This is a genomic window from Staphylococcus sp. GDY8P198P (genome assembly GCF_017891615.1).
Lineage (GTDB): Bacteria > Bacillota > Bacilli > Staphylococcales > Staphylococcaceae > Staphylococcus > Staphylococcus cohnii.
In genome coordinates this window covers 303,324-320,210 of sequence record NZ_JAESJQ010000005.1, presented here as the reverse complement: position 1 = coordinate 320,210, position 16,887 = coordinate 303,324, and the positions used below count along the sequence as shown (strand labels likewise).

At 32.2% G+C, this 16,887-nt stretch carries 13 protein-coding genes and 1 pseudogene; 12 read left to right on the top strand and 2 right to left on the bottom strand.

Features of this window, described 5'->3' with window-relative positions:
• The first annotated feature begins 99 nt into the window (after window positions 1-99).
• The 4 genes and pseudogenes from KA824_RS05985 (at window position 100) to KA824_RS05970 (ending at window position 5,146) form a co-directional block, all read left to right on the top strand.
• Window positions 100-1,373, top strand: a pseudogene (locus tag KA824_RS05985) (pyruvate MFS transporter).
• A 49-nt stretch (window positions 1,374-1,422) separates the two neighbouring features.
• Window positions 1,423-1,707: a putative quinol monooxygenase gene (locus KA824_RS05980; protein WP_107384259.1), complete on the top strand. Its 285-nt coding sequence runs from the start codon at window positions 1,423-1,425 to the stop codon at window positions 1,705-1,707.
• 388 nt (window positions 1,708-2,095) lie between these two features.
• Window positions 2,096-2,794, top strand: a complete 699-nt coding sequence (budA, locus tag KA824_RS05975) for an acetolactate decarboxylase (RefSeq protein ID WP_107384260.1) — start codon at window positions 2,096-2,098, stop codon at window positions 2,792-2,794.
• Between the two features lie 435 nt (window positions 2,795-3,229).
• The gene (locus KA824_RS05970) at window positions 3,230-5,146 is read left to right on the top strand and encodes an FUSC family protein (protein WP_107385962.1); all 1,917 of its coding nucleotides are present in this window, start codon (window positions 3,230-3,232) and stop codon (window positions 5,144-5,146) included.
• Between the two features lie 147 nt (window positions 5,147-5,293).
• Here the strand turns inward: KA824_RS05970 and KA824_RS05965 are convergent, their stop codons facing one another.
• Window positions 5,294-6,505 (bottom strand): 5,10-methylene-tetrahydrofolate dehydrogenase, encoded by a 1,212-nt coding sequence (locus KA824_RS05965; protein ID WP_181187355.1) that lies wholly within the window; start codon window positions 6,503-6,505, stop codon window positions 5,294-5,296.
• On the bottom strand, window positions 6,486-7,661 hold the full coding sequence (locus KA824_RS05960; RefSeq protein WP_107384263.1) for a hypothetical protein: 1,176 nt from the start codon (window positions 7,659-7,661) through the stop codon (window positions 6,486-6,488). The genes KA824_RS05965 and KA824_RS05960 overlap by 20 nt, the downstream gene beginning before the upstream one ends.
• 179 nt (window positions 7,662-7,840) lie before the next feature.
• On the opposite strand from KA824_RS05960, the gene KA824_RS05955 reads away from it, so the two are divergent.
• From KA824_RS05955 to KA824_RS05920, 8 genes are all read left to right on the top strand, one after another.
• On the top strand, window positions 7,841-8,254 hold the full coding sequence (locus KA824_RS05955; protein WP_107384264.1) for a DUF2188 domain-containing protein: 414 nt from the start codon (window positions 7,841-7,843) through the stop codon (window positions 8,252-8,254).
• A gap of 233 nt (window positions 8,255-8,487) precedes the next feature.
• On the top strand, window positions 8,488-9,147 hold the full coding sequence (locus KA824_RS05950; protein WP_181187356.1) for a GTP pyrophosphokinase: 660 nt from the start codon (window positions 8,488-8,490) through the stop codon (window positions 9,145-9,147).
• Between the two features lie 93 nt (window positions 9,148-9,240).
• Window positions 9,241-9,948, top strand: a complete 708-nt coding sequence (locus tag KA824_RS05945; protein ID WP_107384266.1) for a MerR family transcriptional regulator — start codon at window positions 9,241-9,243, stop codon at window positions 9,946-9,948.
• Window positions 9,949-10,122: 174 nt separating this feature from the next.
• Window positions 10,123-10,803, top strand: coding sequence for a GntR family transcriptional regulator (locus tag KA824_RS05940; protein ID WP_107384267.1), 681 nt, complete (start codon window positions 10,123-10,125; stop codon window positions 10,801-10,803).
• A 38-nt stretch (window positions 10,804-10,841) separates the two neighbouring features.
• Window positions 10,842-12,392 (top strand): gluconokinase, encoded by a 1,551-nt coding sequence (gene gntK, locus KA824_RS05935; RefSeq protein ID WP_181187357.1) that lies wholly within the window; start codon window positions 10,842-10,844, stop codon window positions 12,390-12,392.
• Between the two features lie 188 nt (window positions 12,393-12,580).
• Window positions 12,581-13,939 (top strand): gluconate:H+ symporter, encoded by a 1,359-nt coding sequence (locus KA824_RS05930; protein WP_107384269.1) that lies wholly within the window; start codon window positions 12,581-12,583, stop codon window positions 13,937-13,939.
• 503 nt (window positions 13,940-14,442) lie between these two features.
• Window positions 14,443-15,519 (top strand): YkvI family membrane protein, encoded by a 1,077-nt coding sequence (locus KA824_RS05925; RefSeq protein WP_107384270.1) that lies wholly within the window; start codon window positions 14,443-14,445, stop codon window positions 15,517-15,519.
• 136 nt (window positions 15,520-15,655) lie between these two features.
• Window positions 15,656-16,870: a helix-turn-helix domain-containing protein gene (locus tag KA824_RS05920; protein WP_107385956.1), complete on the top strand. Its 1,215-nt coding sequence runs from the start codon at window positions 15,656-15,658 to the stop codon at window positions 16,868-16,870.
• Window positions 16,871-16,887: the final 17 nt, after the last annotated feature.

The window sequence follows — 16,887 nt, the reverse complement described above, 5'->3', positions numbered from 1 at the left end:
AAAAAGTTATTGTAAGCGATTTCATATTGTGGTAATATCTAGAAACACAATAGGTCATATGATGACTAGTGATATAGGGAGAGAGTGTGGGTAAAAAAAATGGAACAAAAAAGAACAAATATAAGATGGTATTTTGCTATTGCGTTTTTTATTATAGGTGTAATTGCTTATATGGATAGATCGAATATTTCAATTATTGCAGGACCTATGATGGAAGATTTACATTTGACAAAAACACAGTTTGGTTTATTAGCATCATTTTTCTCGTTAGGTTATGCGTTGATGCAAGTACCTTCAGGCTTTTTGGCAGAAAAGTTTGGATCTAAAAAAATGTTGACAGTCGCGCTCGTATGGTGGAGTGCTTTCACGATTTTAACTGGTGTTGTTAAAAATCATGGTTTATTGTATGCTGTACGTTTTTTATTTGGTATAGGTGAAGCACCTATGTATCCTTCGAATGCAGTGTTTAACTCATTTTGGTTTGCGAAAGGTGAAAAGGGGCGTGCTTCGAGTGCATTGTTGGCAGGTTCATATTTTGGGCCAGTGATTGCACCTGTAGTTACGATTGCTATCGTTAATATGTTTGGATGGCAAGCTGTATTTTATATTTTTGGTGCTATTGGTATCGTCATTGCATTATTATGGATTATTATTTCAAAAGATTTACCGGAACAACATAAAATGGTTAATGAAGCAGAAAAAAGATATATTATGGAAAATCGTGATATCATTAAAACAGAAAAAAGTAACGCTCCGTGGAATATTTTCCTAAGAAGATTTAGCTTTTATGCATTGGCAGCACAATATTTTGTTGTTCAATTTGTTGTGTCACTATTCTTAATATGGTTACCTACATATCTAACCGAACAATATAATGTTAAATTAACTGATCCTGATATGGCTTGGGCAGCGGGCGCACCTTGGATTGCTATGTTCTTGTTAATATTATGTGGCGGTGCTATCTCTGATAAATTATTACAAAATGGAAAATCAAGATTTGTTGCGAGAGCGTCTATTGCGATTATTGGGTTTGTGGTATTTTGTATCTCATTATTCATGTCAATTCAAACAATTTAGTAACAAATGTGCTATGGCTGTCATTATGTTTAGGCGGAATAGGAATTGCTACAGGAATGAGTTGGGCAGCAGCTACAGATTTAGGACGTAATTTCTCTGGTTCAGTATCTGGATGGATGAATTTATGGGGAAATATCGGTGCATTACTGAGTCCTTTATTAGCAGGTATGATGGTTGATATTGTTGGCTGGACAGTGACGTTAGAATTAGTTATTATCCCAGTAGTATTTGCAATAATTATGTGGTTTTTTGTTAAAACAGATCAACCGCTAATCATTGAAAAAGAAGAACTTTAATATCTCTAAAAATTAGTTTTGCAAAAACGATTATCACAGGAGGTTATACATGATTCTAGTAACTGCAGTAATGAAGATTAAAGTGGAGCATAGAGAAAATTATTTAGCAGAGGTTGAACGTTTAGTCATTGCAGCAAATAAAGAAGAAGGCGCATTATATTATGATCACTTTGAAAATACGAATGAACCTCAAACTTTTGCTTTTATAGAAAAATATAAAGATGAAGCTGCTTTGGAAGCACATAATCAATCTGAACATTTTCAAACATTTTTTAAAGAAATAGAAAATTATTTACTTGAAGCGCCTAAAATAGAAGTTGCTTCAATTAAATAATTATGAAAATAAGCCAATAGAAGATAATCATCTGTGAATAACGCATAAGCGTCCATTTCTAATTCAATTGAATAGAAAAGGACGCTTTCATTTTTTTGAAATATTGTAGCGTAAGGATTGAACTTGTGGGCATCATCTTGGCGAATCGAAGTTTGTGTTTACTTATTTAGTACTTGAATGTATATAATTAGTGAAATCAAAGTTTATTTTTATCATAATTTTAAAATAAGCATATAAGATTGATATCGATAAATATTCAGGGTTCGCATAACACTATGTGAGCACAAAGATATTGAAAAATGCAATTATATTGTATAAAAATATGTTGTAAATAATTGTAAAGAGCGAAATATTTAAAATTAATATTGATATAAGGAGAGAAAATATCATGCTATATCAACATGGCACGCTTGGTACTTTGATGGCTGGATTATTAGAAGGCACTATGGAAATGAATGAAATTTTAAAACATGGTGATTTAGGTATCGGCACGTTAACAGGATCAGACGGTGAAGTTATTATATTAGATGGTGTCGCTTATCATGCTGATGCTCATGGTAATTTCAAACAGTTGGATGGTAGTGAAATGACACCTTTTTCTACTGTGACACCATTCAAACCAGATGTAAGCTTTGATGTGAGACACATTACCGATTCTGAAAATTTATTAAATAAAACAAAAAGCCACGCTGCCAGTGAAAATTTATTTTTTGCAGTTAAAATATCTGGGAAATTTGAAAATGTACATGTCAGAATGATGCCAAAGCAAGAAAAGCCATATACTAAATTAATTGAATCTGCTAAACAACAACCTGAATATCATTATGACCAAATTGACGGTACAATAGTAGGTTTTTATGCACCAACACTTTTTCATGGCATAGCTGCTGGAGGTTTCCATTTGCATTTTGTAGATAGAGATAAAACAGTAGGCGGGCATGTTTTAGATTTTGAAATGAATCATGGCGATGTAGAAATAAGCAATATTGAAACACTTGAACAACATTTCCCAGTAAATAACGCAACATTTTTAGAATCTGATATTGATTATTCTACAGTGCATGAAGATATCAAACAATCAGAATAAAAATACGAGTTATAGCAGAATATAGTCATGATTTAACATTTTCATTTAAACGATTTGTAGGAAATGCTCTAGCAGAATTCAATAAAAGTGTTAAAATAGTTTAGTAATCGTTAAATAAAATGTATATGATTTCTCAACCAAAATTTGTGAAATGAACAATTTTACAATTAACTTTCCCATTTGTAGATACATGTATTCGTTAAAGTGAGCTGAAGGATAAATTAAATATCTATAATATTGTATAGCAACAGTGTATTCATATTTAAATCTATGTATAATAAGCTTTTCACAAAATAAAATGACCTTAACGGGGACGGGACTATGAAATCGAAATATAAATTTTAGATTTCTAACACCCGTCTTTTTTATGTTTTGCTATTATTTCATACGCTATATCATTGCTAAAATAAAATGAAAAGGAGATGTGAACCGCCATTGATTAAATATTTAAAGTCACTCACAAAATTTAATGCAATGAAAATCGATGTTGCTAAAGGTATTAGACAGGCTATATTAATGTTTTTGCCTTTAATGATTGGCTATTTAGTCGGTTATTTTTCAATCGGTCTATTAATTTCAACAGGTACGTTAGCACATATTTATGTGTTTGGCGGTACGGCAAAATCTAAACTTCGTACGGTATTCTTTACATCAATCGTATTTGCAATATCGATGATGTTAGGTACGTTGACTGTCAATCAACCAATCATATTTGGAATTTTGTTATTGATTGTAGCAGTAGTACCATATTATGTATTTAGTTCATTAAATATTCCTGGACCTTCGTCAACTTTTTTCATTGTGGCATTCAGTTTGCCAATCAATTTACCAGTTGCTCCAGATGAAGCAATAACAAGAGGTATTGCAGTATTTATTGGAGGTTTATTAGCAACATTTGTAGTAATTGTTGTGATTTTACTTTCAAAAGAATCAGCTGAAGTTAAATCAATTAAAAATGACTATAATATTATAAAACAGTTAGTTTATAATTTTGATGATCCAAAAGCATTTTCAAAAGCATCTCGGTTTGCGGTGACGGCTTTTAGAAATACAGATAACCAGCTCATCACTGCAAGTTCTGCCAAATCTCAAAAGTCACCGCAATTCCAGCGGTTAATCTTGTTACATAATATTGCGCAAGGTATACATTCAGAATTACTGGAATTAAATGAAAAAAATGTGCGCCCTTTACCTCAAGATATTAAATTGATGGTGGACTATGTTATCAATTTAGTATATACGCAAGGTAAGACAAATAAAACATGGACACAACAAGTTGATATTGATGAAGCTTATCAAAAACTTGTAGATAATATATTTAAAGTTGATGCTATTATGAATGCAAATGATGCACAGCTGGAACACGAAGTAGATATACGTGTACCTATTTACGGTCATCGCTTAGTTACAAATTTGACAATAGATTCATTTGTCTTTAGAAATACAATCCGCTATATCGTTATCATGGCAATTGCAATTTTTATCGCATTGATGTTTGATTTTGACAAAGCATATTGGATTCCGCTTAGTACACATACAGTATTATTGGGCTCAACAACATTACACAGCTTTGAACGTGCAGGATCAAGAGGCATTGGTACGATTATTGGTGTGCTTGTACTGTCATTAATATTATTATCTACGCCACCTGTACCTATCGCTATCATACTCCTTGCGGTTGCAGCAGGGGTAACAGAAATGTTTGTAGGTGCAAATTATTCATTTGCAGTTATATTTATCACAATCCAAGTTATATTATTAAATGGCTTAGCATCAAACCATCTTTCAATTTTAATAGCACTTCCAAGAATTATCGATGTGATTGTTGGTATTATTATTGCCGTTATTTTGTTACTTGTAATAGGTAGAAAGACTGCATCTTCAATGTTACCGGGCACGCTTGCCACAGTGGCACGTAATGAAGCGGTGTTATTTCATTACTTGTTTTCAAGCAACAAATACTCATCCAGAGAACGTGATAAAACAAAAATGTTGCATTTAAGTGTCCAACTAAATAATATGAAACAAATATATAACAGTGCGAATGGTGAAGTATTTAGTAATAAAATGGTTATACAATATTATTATCCTAGTATATATGCATTAGAAGAAATTAGCTTTATGCTGACGAGAGCGTTAAGTAATGAGAAACGTTACCATATTGATGATGAAACCATGGGAGAATATTTATTAGTATTTGAAAATATAGCAAAACATTTTGAAATTGGTTCTAATATCAATGTTCAAGAAATTACAACTTTACCACAATACACGCACATTAGAACTTCTTTAATGAGTATTCAACATAATTGTCAAAATGCTAGACAAGCAATTAAATTATCTTATGAATAATACAATATAAGCCAATGTCACGATAGTTAAAATCGATGACATTGGCTTGTTTTATATTTAAATCTTATAATTTAATGTAGTTTTTGTGAAGTCGCTATAAATTTGAAAAATTAATAGTAGCATAATAAATATTTCTACTTTTTATATCTAGTTGGAATCTTGTTGTTTTCTAACTTTTTGTTCTTCTTCTTGTCTTTTTTCCTGTATATCTGCTTGCGCTTTTCTTTGTTGTTGTTCTTGTTGCTGTTGTTCTTTGTGTAATTGCTTGTATCGTTGTTTTTGTCTATATCCATAAGTACTTTCAAGTATGAGTGTTTCATTATTTAGACCAACACCTATTGCACCTGCTACTGTCGAAATTGATGCAGCAAACCAAGCTAAATTTATGTAAGTTATTAAGCTTGCAGATGTCTTAAATTGTAATGCTTGGCCTAAATAGTCCGATGGGAGTACGATTAAACTTGCGACCAAAAAGAGCGAGAATAAGATGACATAATAAATCATAACAGAAACAGTTAAAGTCATCGTTGTAGTTAAGTTATATAAGGTGGTAATCTGCTTATTCGTGCTCTCTTTTTTGGACTCCCATAAATTATGTGCAATAATCATCCAAATCATCATACCAAATATGGCTACAAGCATCATTAATAACAAGCGCCACTCAGAATATACAAAGCTTAAATTCCACATAGTCGTAAAGATAATTCCGAAAGCACCAGTAGTGAATGCAATTGCCACAACATTACTTAAGCTTTTTAACATATTAAATGGGTTATTCGCAAATGTCATGCCACTAACCAGACGAAATATACCTTTTGATCTTGAAGACACATAGTATTGTGTATGTTGAGAGGTAGTATTTTCAAAATAAACAGTTCGAGATTGTAAATTGGTTAAAGGAAACTGTGCATTCATTAGTGGCATTGCATGTTCGTTATTATTACTTTTTTCTGAACGCTTAAATTCATCTATTGCTGTTAAAATAGCCAATATAGAGTTTTGAATTCTTTTTTTAATTGGGCGCCATCCATAAGCAGGGATAGAAATTAAACTAGCACCATTTTGTCTATTGATATCAAAGGCAACTACTTTTTGTTGTTCAATCATCGGTAGGTCAGTGAGTCCGATTGTAAAATGCCAATGATTATGTTCTTGATAATCAGCTATTTTACTAAAAATTTGTTGGACGCTTTCAGCTGAACCAGTTAAAGGATCAATAATTGTATCGATTTCCCATTTAACTGAATGATCATATCGCTCACTAAGAATATTAGGTAACTCAATTTCAAGGTTACGAGCAATTTTTTCAGTTACTCCCGGTGCAGCAATGATACCTATTTTAGCTGTTGTTGTGTTCATTTAATCCCTCCTCGTGATGTGATTGTTTTTCGCCTTCGTAGTAATCAGCTTTAGCATAGGCACTAGAGCTGTCTTCATCTTCTTGTTCCAATGATTTAGATCTATAGTATTGTCTGAAAGAATAAGTCACGCGTTTAATTTTTTCAGCGTTTTCAACAGTGGATCCCATAGCTCCAGCAAGAATACCTAATGATGTAATAAACCAAATTAAATTAATATAGTTTAAAATAGTTGGATGCTTACTGTTTAACGATGTCCAATTTGAAAATAACTCCGGCGGTACAAATAGTATTGTACTTAAAGATAGTAAAATATATAGTACTATAAAATTTAAAAAGGTAATGGTCAATAAGGTTGTAAAAGTCGTAATGTTATAAATAAAGCGATAAAGTTTTTGTGTATTAGCACTAGGTCTTTCCCATAATTTATAAGAATAAATTAACCAACCAACCATGCCTAATACAGAGAGTAGCATCAGTAAAATAAACCGCCAATAACTATAATCTAGACTGATATCCCAAGGTGTAGAAAATATTGCAATATAAGTTCCTGTGGCAAATGAAACAGAAATGATTTTTTTGAAATCAAAAATTGCAGACCAAGGTTCATTGGCAAAAGTCATGCCGCAAATTAAATGGAGCCAACCTAAAAATGTAGATTTGGCGATAATGCGAGATCTATGATTTTCATTATGGTCCTTAGGAATAACTTCTTTAAATTGAGTTAATTTAAAATGTTTAAAGTTTAAAGTGCTTTTGTTTCTACCAGAAGAATGCAAGTATTCAACAATAAATATTAAGCATTGTCTTAATTTCTCTTTTAACTTAACTGTTCCTAACGCTGGTAATGATAAAAGCGCTGTTTTAGTATCAAAATCAATATCATATAATGCACTTTTATTTTTAGAAAAGTTAGGTAAATCCGTAATACAAATTGTATAATCCCAATTTTTTTGCTGTTTCATATTGGATGCAATATCCAAAACTTTATCCATATGTTCTGCAGTCCCAATCATAGATGCAACATGTATGTCGAATTGCCATTCCACGCCATTATCTACATGTTTTGTGAAATCTTTTGGAAGTTCTGAATAAATTTTATTAATTAATTTATGAGGCATATCAGGAGAAGGGATTAATCCAATAGATAGATTCATGTTAGTTAAACCTCCTTTTACTTAACACTGATTCTTACTCATCATTCCCTTTCAATTAAAGAACAAATCATGGTTAACTTAAATAATTATATTATTTTTTGTGAATTTATTTAGTTTGTTAAAGGGAAAAGGTGGTAAAAGAGAATTAATATAAGTTATGAAGATGGAGGTTTTATCACATGCCTTGGACAATGGAAGATTATCCGCAAAGTTGGAAAAATATGGAAAAATTGGAAAGAAAAAAAGCAATCGACATTGGAAATGCGATGCTTAAAGATGGATATCAAGAGGAAAATGCGATTCCAATCGCTACCAAACAAGCTGAAAATTGGTATGAGAATGCGACTGAAGATGAATTGAAAGCGCTAAAAAATAAAAAAATCACGGTACATGAACGTGATCAATCTGCGAACCCACAATTAAATCACAAAGATGTTCATGTCTATTATGAGAATGAAGAATGGAAAATAAAATCTGATGGTGCCAAACAAGCTACAGATAGCTTTGATAAAAAAGCAGATGCTATGAAGCGGGCGCGTAATATTGCTGATAATAGAAGGACTCAAATTATTGAACATAAAATGAATGAATAGCGTAGAAAATCATTGTGAAGACGAAGTTAAAAGTTTTTTATATAAATAAAAAAGTGTCACGCAATTGAAATAGTTGCCTATTCCCTAATGTTAGGCAACTATGGATTTTTGTGAGCTGAAATAACCAAAACCAAAAATGTCATTGCCATCACACAAATAACTTCTGAATCGTGTAATGCATTGTAAATATCTACTGTATTATTTCAAGTATCCTTTTAATTTAGCTATAATGTTTGAAGAGAGAAGAATTTAAAGAGAGTTTATCTTATATAAATAATTACGAAGAAGCATTCGAAATGGTCATTGATTTTGTTGCTTTAGAGCAACTCTATTCTTCTGCACTAAAAGAAATTAGCACTAAGCTCGATATTTTAGACGATCATTTTCAACAATTATATAAACACAATCCAATTCATCACATGGAACGTCGTGTTAAGGAAATGAGAAGTCTGATTAAAAAATTAGATAGAAAAGGTTACCAAATCAACACAGCATCAGCGAAAACATATATATACGATATTGCAGGTATAAGAGTTATTTGTAATTATATAGATGATATTTATGTCATTGAAGAATTATTGTTAAAACAAGCAGATGTGCAGTTATTAAAAAGAAAAGATTATATTATGAATCCGAAAGATAACGGTTATAGAAGTTTGCATATTGTAGTCTCAATACCAGTATTTTTAGCGAATTCTGTAGAAAAAGTACCAGTAGAAATTCAAATTAGAACAATAGGTATGGATATGTGGGCGAGTTTAGAACACAAAATACGTTACAAAAATAATAAAAATACAGAGGACTATAGAGAAGTTTTAAAACAATGTGCCAATGAAATTACAACTGTTGAAAGTAAAATGCAAAATATTCATTCCGAAATTTTTGATAATTAGAGGCACGAACAAATATCCCGCACTAAAAACGATTGTTACACTTGCTCGTTACGTTAGGTCACCATGTATGATTAACGTCAAGGAGGTTATTTTATGACACTATATCAAACAGGAGAACTAGCTAAACATTGCAATGTAACAGTAAGAACAATTCAGTATTATGATAAGAAAGGATTGTTACAATCGGTACCATCATCAAGTAATGGTAGACGTCTATTTGATGAACAAAGCAAAGTAAATTTAGAAATTATCTTAATATTGAAATCGATGGGATTTTCGTTAAAAGATATAAAAAAGCTATTAACTGAAGACAAAAAATTACAAGCAGTAAAATTCATGTTATATCAAAAGAGATCTGAGATTACTGAAGAAATTGATAAAATGAAGCTTACTGCTTATGAAATCAAACAACTGGAAAACAGTATCAGTGACAATACGCAAGCGCCGATTGAAAAGTTGGTTAACACACATAAATATACCATTCAAAATCAGCGGGGCACGGCGTTATACATGTCGCTACTATATAAATTAAGTCCAGCCATCATAATACAGTATACATCAATCATGGCTAGTATATTACTAAAAAAATGGGTGCCATTTTTAGTAACATTACCTATTTTAGTGGCTTATGCTGGGGTTATGACAAAAGCGATATATCAACGCGTGAATTATTTATGCCCGAATTGTCAACAAATATTCAAACCTAAATTGGCGACGTGGATGTTTGCTACACATACACCTAAAACCAGAAAATTACAATGTCCGTATTGTCATCAAACACATCATTGTGTATCGCGGTAAAAATATAAAACCATTAAAATAAAAAATTTCGGTATGTCTAGTGAAAACTTGGCATGCCGCTTTTTTATGGAATTAAAAGGATATCTATACAATTGCAAGCGCTTGCAATCAAGCGGAATGTATATTACTATACTTGTATACAAGTATATCGATTAAGTGGAGAGGTGAAGTCGGTTGGAATATATTTATCCAGAACAATGGCTTGAAGGTGTTTCTAAAGGTGAAATGATTGCTTCAGAAATACGCTTAAGGATTGTTGATGGGATGATTACACCAGACACATTGTTAACTGAAAACCAAATTGCTCAAGAATTTAATGTGAGTCGTTCTCCAGTAAGAGATGCATTTAAATTATTAAAACAAGATCAGTTAATTCATTTAGAACGTATGGGTGCCTATGTCTTACCTTTTAAAGATAATGAAAAAAAAGAACTGTATGATTTAAGAATTATGTTAGAATCATTCGCTTTTAATAAGATAAAAAAAGATAATCATAAGCAAATAGTTAAAGAAATGCGAAAACAACTAGAAATGATGAAAGTTGCTGTTAAATTTGAAGACGCTGAGGCATTTACAGAACACGACATGAAATTTCATGAAGTGACGATATTAGCTTCAAAACATCAATATTTAAAAACATTTTGGAATAATTTAAGGCCAGTAATGGAAGCGCTTATTTTATTATCTATGCGCAAGCGCATGAATGAAAACCCAGTGGATTTTGAACGAATCCATCATAATCATGAAGTGTTTATCGATGCAGTTGCAGCGCAAAATGCAACAAAACTAAGAGAAGCATTTCATTTGAACTTTGACGATGTTGGCGAAGATATAGATAGTTTTTGGATGAAATAATAACTGTCAAGCAAGAGGTATAAATAGGAGGCAAAACCATGAAATACATGATAGGCGTTGATATAGGTACGACAAGTACGAAAGCTGTGCTTTATGATGAAAAAGGGCAGTTTATTATGAAACATAATATTGGTTATCCTTTGCATACACCAAATGTAGAAGTGTCAGAAGAAAACCCTGATGAGTTATTTGATGCAGTACTGATGACAATTAAATATGTTATGAGAGAAGCGAATATTCATAAAAACGATTTGAAATTAATTTCATTTAGCGCTCAGATGCATAGTTTGATTTCAATGAATGCTAGTCATCAACGATTAACTGAGAATTTGACATGGGCAGATAATCGCGCGACTAAATATGCAGAAATGATTAAAGACAAGTATGACGGTGATGCGATATACAGTAGAACAGGTACACCGATTCATCCAATGTCACCTTTATCTAAAATATTTTGGATGAAACATGAACAACAAGAAATATACAATCAAACAGAGATGTTTGCAGACATTAAAACGTATATTTTTTATCAGTTATTTGAGACATATGTAATTGATCAATCGATGGCTTCATCTACCGGTATGTTCAATCTAGAAAATCTAGACTGGGATCAAGAAGCATTAGCATTGTTAGGTATTCAATCATCTCAATTGCCTGAAATTGTGCCGACAACACATATATTAAAAGGGATGAAACGTCGCTATGCAACTTTAATGGGCATAGACGAAAATACACCAATTGTGGTAGGCGCTAGTGATGGCGTATTGTCAAACCTAGGTGTAAATGCGTTTAAAAAAGGTGAAGTTGCTGTAACAATTGGAACTTCTGGTGCAATAAGAACCGTAATAGATAAGCCACGAACAGATTATAAGGGAAGAATTTTCTGTTATGTTTTGACTGAAGATCATTATGTCATTGGAGGACCAGTGAATAATGGTGGTGTGGTATTACGATGGTTGCGTGATGAATTGTTGGCAAGTGAAGTGGAAACAGCAAAACGTTTGGGCGTTGATCCTTATGATGTACTGACTAAAATTGCTAATCGTGTCAAACCAGGTGCAGATGGGTTGATATTCCATCCGTATTTAGCAGGTGAACGTGCACCATTGTGGAATGCAGACGCAAGAGGCTCATTCTTTGGATTAACCTTAGCTCACCAGAAAGAACATATGATTCGAGCAGCATTAGAAGGCGTGCTATATAACCTTTATACAGTCTATCTCGCACTAATTGAAGTAATGAATGAAACACCGTCAACAATTAAAGCAACGGGTGGTTTTGCTAAGAGTGAAATGTGGCGCCAAATGATGGCGGATATCTTTGATACGGATTTAATCGTCCCAGAGAGTTATGAAAGCTCATGTTTAGGTGCTTGTGTACTTGGTATGAAAGCACTTGGTGAAATTGAAGATTTTTCCATTATTGAAGAGATGGTAGGTACAACAAATCAACACCATCCAAATCCAGATAATGTGAATGTTTATCAAAAACTAATATCAATTTTCATCAATTTAAGTCGTTCTTTAGAAGAGCGCTATGCTGAAATCGCTACGTTTCAGCGTGAACATATGGTTAAAGATAAAGCATAGATACTGTTGATACAAATTGAGTGAATGACAAGCTATAAATAAAAATATGCAATTTTCATTTATAGCTGTATATTCATTCAAGTTAAAAAAATTAAATTTTTAGACATTTAAGTAAGCGTTATCATGATGAAGGTAATACCTTTTGAAATTATGAACGGTTATGCTAAATGTTGAAGGGGAGAACAATTATGTTTGAAACAATTTGGCCGTTAATTACAGTGGTTATAGGTATCGTCGTATTACTATCACTGATTATTTTCTTGAAGTTAAATACATTTATATCATTGATTATTACATCTATTGTCACTGCTATTTTACTAGGTATGCCTTTAGATAAAATTATAGAAACCATTGAAAACGGTATGGGAAGTACTTTAGGTCATATCGCTTTAATTTTTGGCTTAGGTGCGATTTTAGGTAAACTATTGGCAGATGGTGGAGGCGCTACACGTATTGCTGATACACTTATTAAAAAGTTTGGACATAAACATGTCCAATGGGCAATGCTAATTGCAGCCTTTATTGTAGGTATAGCGTTATTCTTTGAAGTAGGATTAGTACTATTAATCCCATTAGTATTTACGATTGCAAAACGTGCTAATGTCTCACAATTAAAACTAGGACTTCCTATGGTTGTAGCACTATCTGTGACTCATGGTTTCTTACCGCCACATCCAGGACCAGTTGTCATTGCTAAAGAACTACAAGCTAATTTAGGTCATGTGTTACTTTACGGTATTATCATAGCCATACCTGTTACTATTATTGCAGGTCCATTATTTAATAAAGTGGCACAAAAGCTTACGCCAACTGCTTATCAACGCGAAGGGGATATATCAGCTTTAGGCGCACAAAAAGAATTTTCAGAGTCTGAAATGCCTGGATTTGGCATCAGTTTACTCACAGCAATTTCACCAGTTATTCTTATGTTACTTTCTACAATTGTTCAGTTAGTGACAGGTAATGAAGAAGCGACGAATGGCTTTGAATCATTCATTTACTTTATTGGTACTGCTGGTACAGCGATGTTAATTGCTGTGCTATTTGCGATTATAACAATGGGTGTAAGACAAGGTAGAAAAAATGCTGAAATCATGGATTCTGTATCAAACGCGATCTATCCTATTGGAATGATGATTTTGATTATAGGTGGTGGCGGTACGTTCAAACAAGTACTTATAGATGGTGGTGTTGGTGACACTATAGCTAAATTGTTTGAAGGCACTGAAATGTCTCCTATATTACTCGCATGGGTAGTTGCAGCTGTTTTAAGAATTGCATTAGGCTCATCTACAGTAGCAGCTATTTCATCAACAGGTATTGTATTACCATTACTACAATCATCAGATGTAAATGTTGCATTAGTAGTATTAGCTATTGGAGCAGGAAGTGTTATCTTGTCTCACGTGAATGATGCAGGTTTCTGGATGTTTAAAGAATACTTTGGATTAACTGTTAAAGAAACATTTCTAACATGGTCATTACTTGAAACGGTTATTTCAGTTTCAGGATTAGTATTCATCCTTATACTAAGTATCTTTGTATAATAAAATAACATAGAAGCATATATATCATTGAGTGTGACTCAATGGCATATGATTATAAAGAGGCTGAGACATAATGGATTCGCCCAACCTCATTTCATATTGTCAGTAGATGGCTTTTAATTATTAATTTTAAAAATATATGTCATTTATATCTATATAATTGTTAGTAAAAGGCTAGCTTAAAGGTAATAATAATAATTCGTTATCAATCATATGTGCAACAAACTGTATGCTTAATAGACAGGTAGATGAAATCAAACGGAATATATTTGATTTCAACTACCTGTCTTTTTTATTTACTACTTAATACAATCAATCAAAATATGAGCTAGCGCTATAATACTTCTTTAAGGTATTTCAACATAACTTATGGATAAAATGATAAAATTAAGTAACTATAATGGTTTTAAGTATTTCATATAACAAATGTAAAGTAATCATAGATATTATGATTGAAATTTTACTTGAGTTGTATATAGTAGATTCAATAAGGGGGTAAAATGATGAAAAGAATATTACTGATTGCTAGTGCTTTTATCGGTGTCATCGTTGGGGCTGGCTTTGCTTCTGGACAAGAAGTGCTGCAATATTTTACTAGTTTTGGTATTTTGGGTACTTTGGGTGCTATCATTACCACGGCATTGTTTGCTTATGTTGGGATGATGTTAGTTTGGTTAGGGAGCAAGTTTGATACAGACTCACACAAAGTAGTTATACATAATATTACTGGTGAATCACTATTTGGAAAATTATTGGGATGGATTATTGATTTAGTCATTATCTTTACTTTGTTTGGTGTTGGTGTAGTGATGATTGCAGGTGCTGGGTCAAATTTAAATCAACAATTCGGCGTACCATCGATCGTTGGTACATTACTAATGACCATACTAATCATACTTGCAGGTATGTTGAAGGTAGAAGGTGTAGTGAAAGTTATTGGTAATATCACGCCATTTTTAATTGTGTTTATATTAATTATTTCGGTTTATAGTTTCATGACTACGAATGTACCTTTTTCAGAATTAAATACAATTTCAGATGCAAAACCTTCAACATTGCCTAATTGGTTTGTTGCAGGCATCAATTATGCTTCGTTTAATACTGCAGTAGGTGCATCAATGGCTATTGTTATGGGGGGAGCAGAAAAAAATTCGAAAGTGGCAGCAATTGGTGGTTTATTAGGTGGTCTGATTTTAGGCGCTATGATTGTGTTAAGTCATTTAGCAATTTTTACACAAATCAATATTGTCGGTAATATGGAAATGCCAATGTTAGGTATTGTAAATCATATATCACCAATCCTAGGTATCATCATGGCACTTGTGATCTTTGGCATGATTTTCAATACAGGGTTGGGCATGTTTTATGCCTTTGCCACACGTTTCACCGTAGTTGATTCTATACGTTTTAAAATATTTTATACGCTTGCAATCCTAGTAGGGCTTTGCTTAAGTTTTGTTGGATTTACGGATCTAGTAGCAATCTTTTATCCTTTAATCGGTTATTTAGGTTTGGTACTTATCTTTGTCCTATTTTATGCACCGTTTAAATTAAAATTCGGTAAGAAACATAAACAATAGATATATGGCCATGAAGCGTCTTGTAGGTCTAAATATATAAAATCTAAAAAACAAATTAAATATTTTTTATTCATTTGATACTCTATTCCTTAATATTTAGATATAATAAAAATATAAGGAATGGGGTGTTTTTTTTATGAAAAATGAAACGCTAGAAATATTGCAAATGCATGCTATACAATTATTAGGTATTCAGTTGGAAGGTTATGATATGGACGACATAAAAGCAATTAGTAACCATATTAAGACACCGTTTATGAATACTACTAGAAAACAATATAAAAATGAGTTAAAACATTTTATTGTGCATATGCAGAGTAACAAAATTTACCATTATAAAAATAGTTTTAATGTTAGCTTTTTGATTTTTAAATTTAAAAAATATAGAAAGATTTATATTATTGGGCCTTATATGGATAAACGACCCAATGAGCGACAATGTAATGAGATGTTACTTAATTTAAATATTAAAATTTCTAAGTTGCCCACATTGAAACAATATTTACTTAAAATTCCGATATGTCATCATGTTAAAGCGCAAAAAATGTGTCGTTTAGCAATTCGTTTTTTGAAGAATAGAAACATCGTCTATGAAACGGTGGATATTGACTTCAGTTTTCATGCAAATGAAGCATTTTTAGCTGATTCTAAGCTTCAAAGTGATTACACACTACAAGAAATAGAGTATAGATATAATTTAGAAAATCAATTGTTGACTGCGGTAGAAAACGGAAATGTTGAAGAAGCATTATCTATTTTAAAAAAGATGAGTTTGTCTGTGACTGGTTTACGTCGAGTGAAGGATGATCTATCAAATGAGCAATATAAAGCATATTTAATCAATACTTTATGCCGCAAAGCTGGAGAAAAAGCTGGTGTGAGTCTCATACATATTGATGAAATATCCGCTAAATATGCTGCGATGATTGATCGGACACTGGATGTAGAAGTACTAGAAGAATTAACGTATGCAATCGTTAAGGAATACGCAGAAAGAGCTATGAAAATAAAAGCGAATGCCTTTAGCCCTAAAGTAAGTAAAGTGATTCAATATATTGAAAGAAACTTAGATAGTAATTTAACGTTAGAAGAGTTAGCGAATTATGTTGATTTGGCACCTAGCTACCTATCAAGAATTTTTAATCAAGAATGTCATCAATCTTTATCTCAATTTATTACATCGTTAAGAATAAAAAAAGGACGTGACTTAATAGCACGGACAAAAATGACTGTAGCGGAAGTTGCAAAATATGTCGGTTTCAGGGAACAGAGTTATTTCGCACAATGCTTTAAAAAGCAATATGGTAAGACACCATTGAAATATCGGACTGAACATAAAGAATTTTATTAGTTGATATAGTATAAAAA

Excerpts from the sequence above, each read along its gene's own strand:
- KA824_RS05980 (WP_107384259.1), top strand. The coding sequence starts at position 1,423 with ATGATTCTAGTAACTGCAGTAATGAAGATTAAAGTGGAGCATAGAGAA.
- KA824_RS05925 (WP_107384270.1), top strand. The coding sequence starts at position 14,443 with ATGAAAAGAATATTACTGATTGCTAGTGCTTTTATCGGTGTCATCGTT.
- budA (WP_107384260.1), top strand. The coding sequence starts at position 2,096 with ATGCTATATCAACATGGCACGCTTGGTACTTTGATGGCTGGATTATTA.
- KA824_RS05960 (WP_107384263.1), bottom strand. The coding sequence starts at position 7,661 with ATGAATCTATCTATTGGATTAATCCCTTCTCCTGATATGCCTCATAAA.
- KA824_RS05930 (WP_107384269.1), top strand. The coding sequence starts at position 12,581 with ATGTTTGAAACAATTTGGCCGTTAATTACAGTGGTTATAGGTATCGTC.
- KA824_RS05955 (WP_107384264.1), top strand. The coding sequence starts at position 7,841 with ATGCCTTGGACAATGGAAGATTATCCGCAAAGTTGGAAAAATATGGAA.
- KA824_RS05920 (WP_107385956.1), top strand. The coding sequence starts at position 15,656 with ATGAAAAATGAAACGCTAGAAATATTGCAAATGCATGCTATACAATTA.
- KA824_RS05945 (WP_107384266.1), top strand. The coding sequence starts at position 9,241 with ATGACACTATATCAAACAGGAGAACTAGCTAAACATTGCAATGTAACA.
- KA824_RS05965 (WP_181187355.1), bottom strand. The coding sequence starts at position 6,505 with ATGAACACAACAACAGCTAAAATAGGTATCATTGCTGCACCGGGAGTA.
- gntK (WP_181187357.1), top strand. The coding sequence starts at position 10,842 with ATGAAATACATGATAGGCGTTGATATAGGTACGACAAGTACGAAAGCT.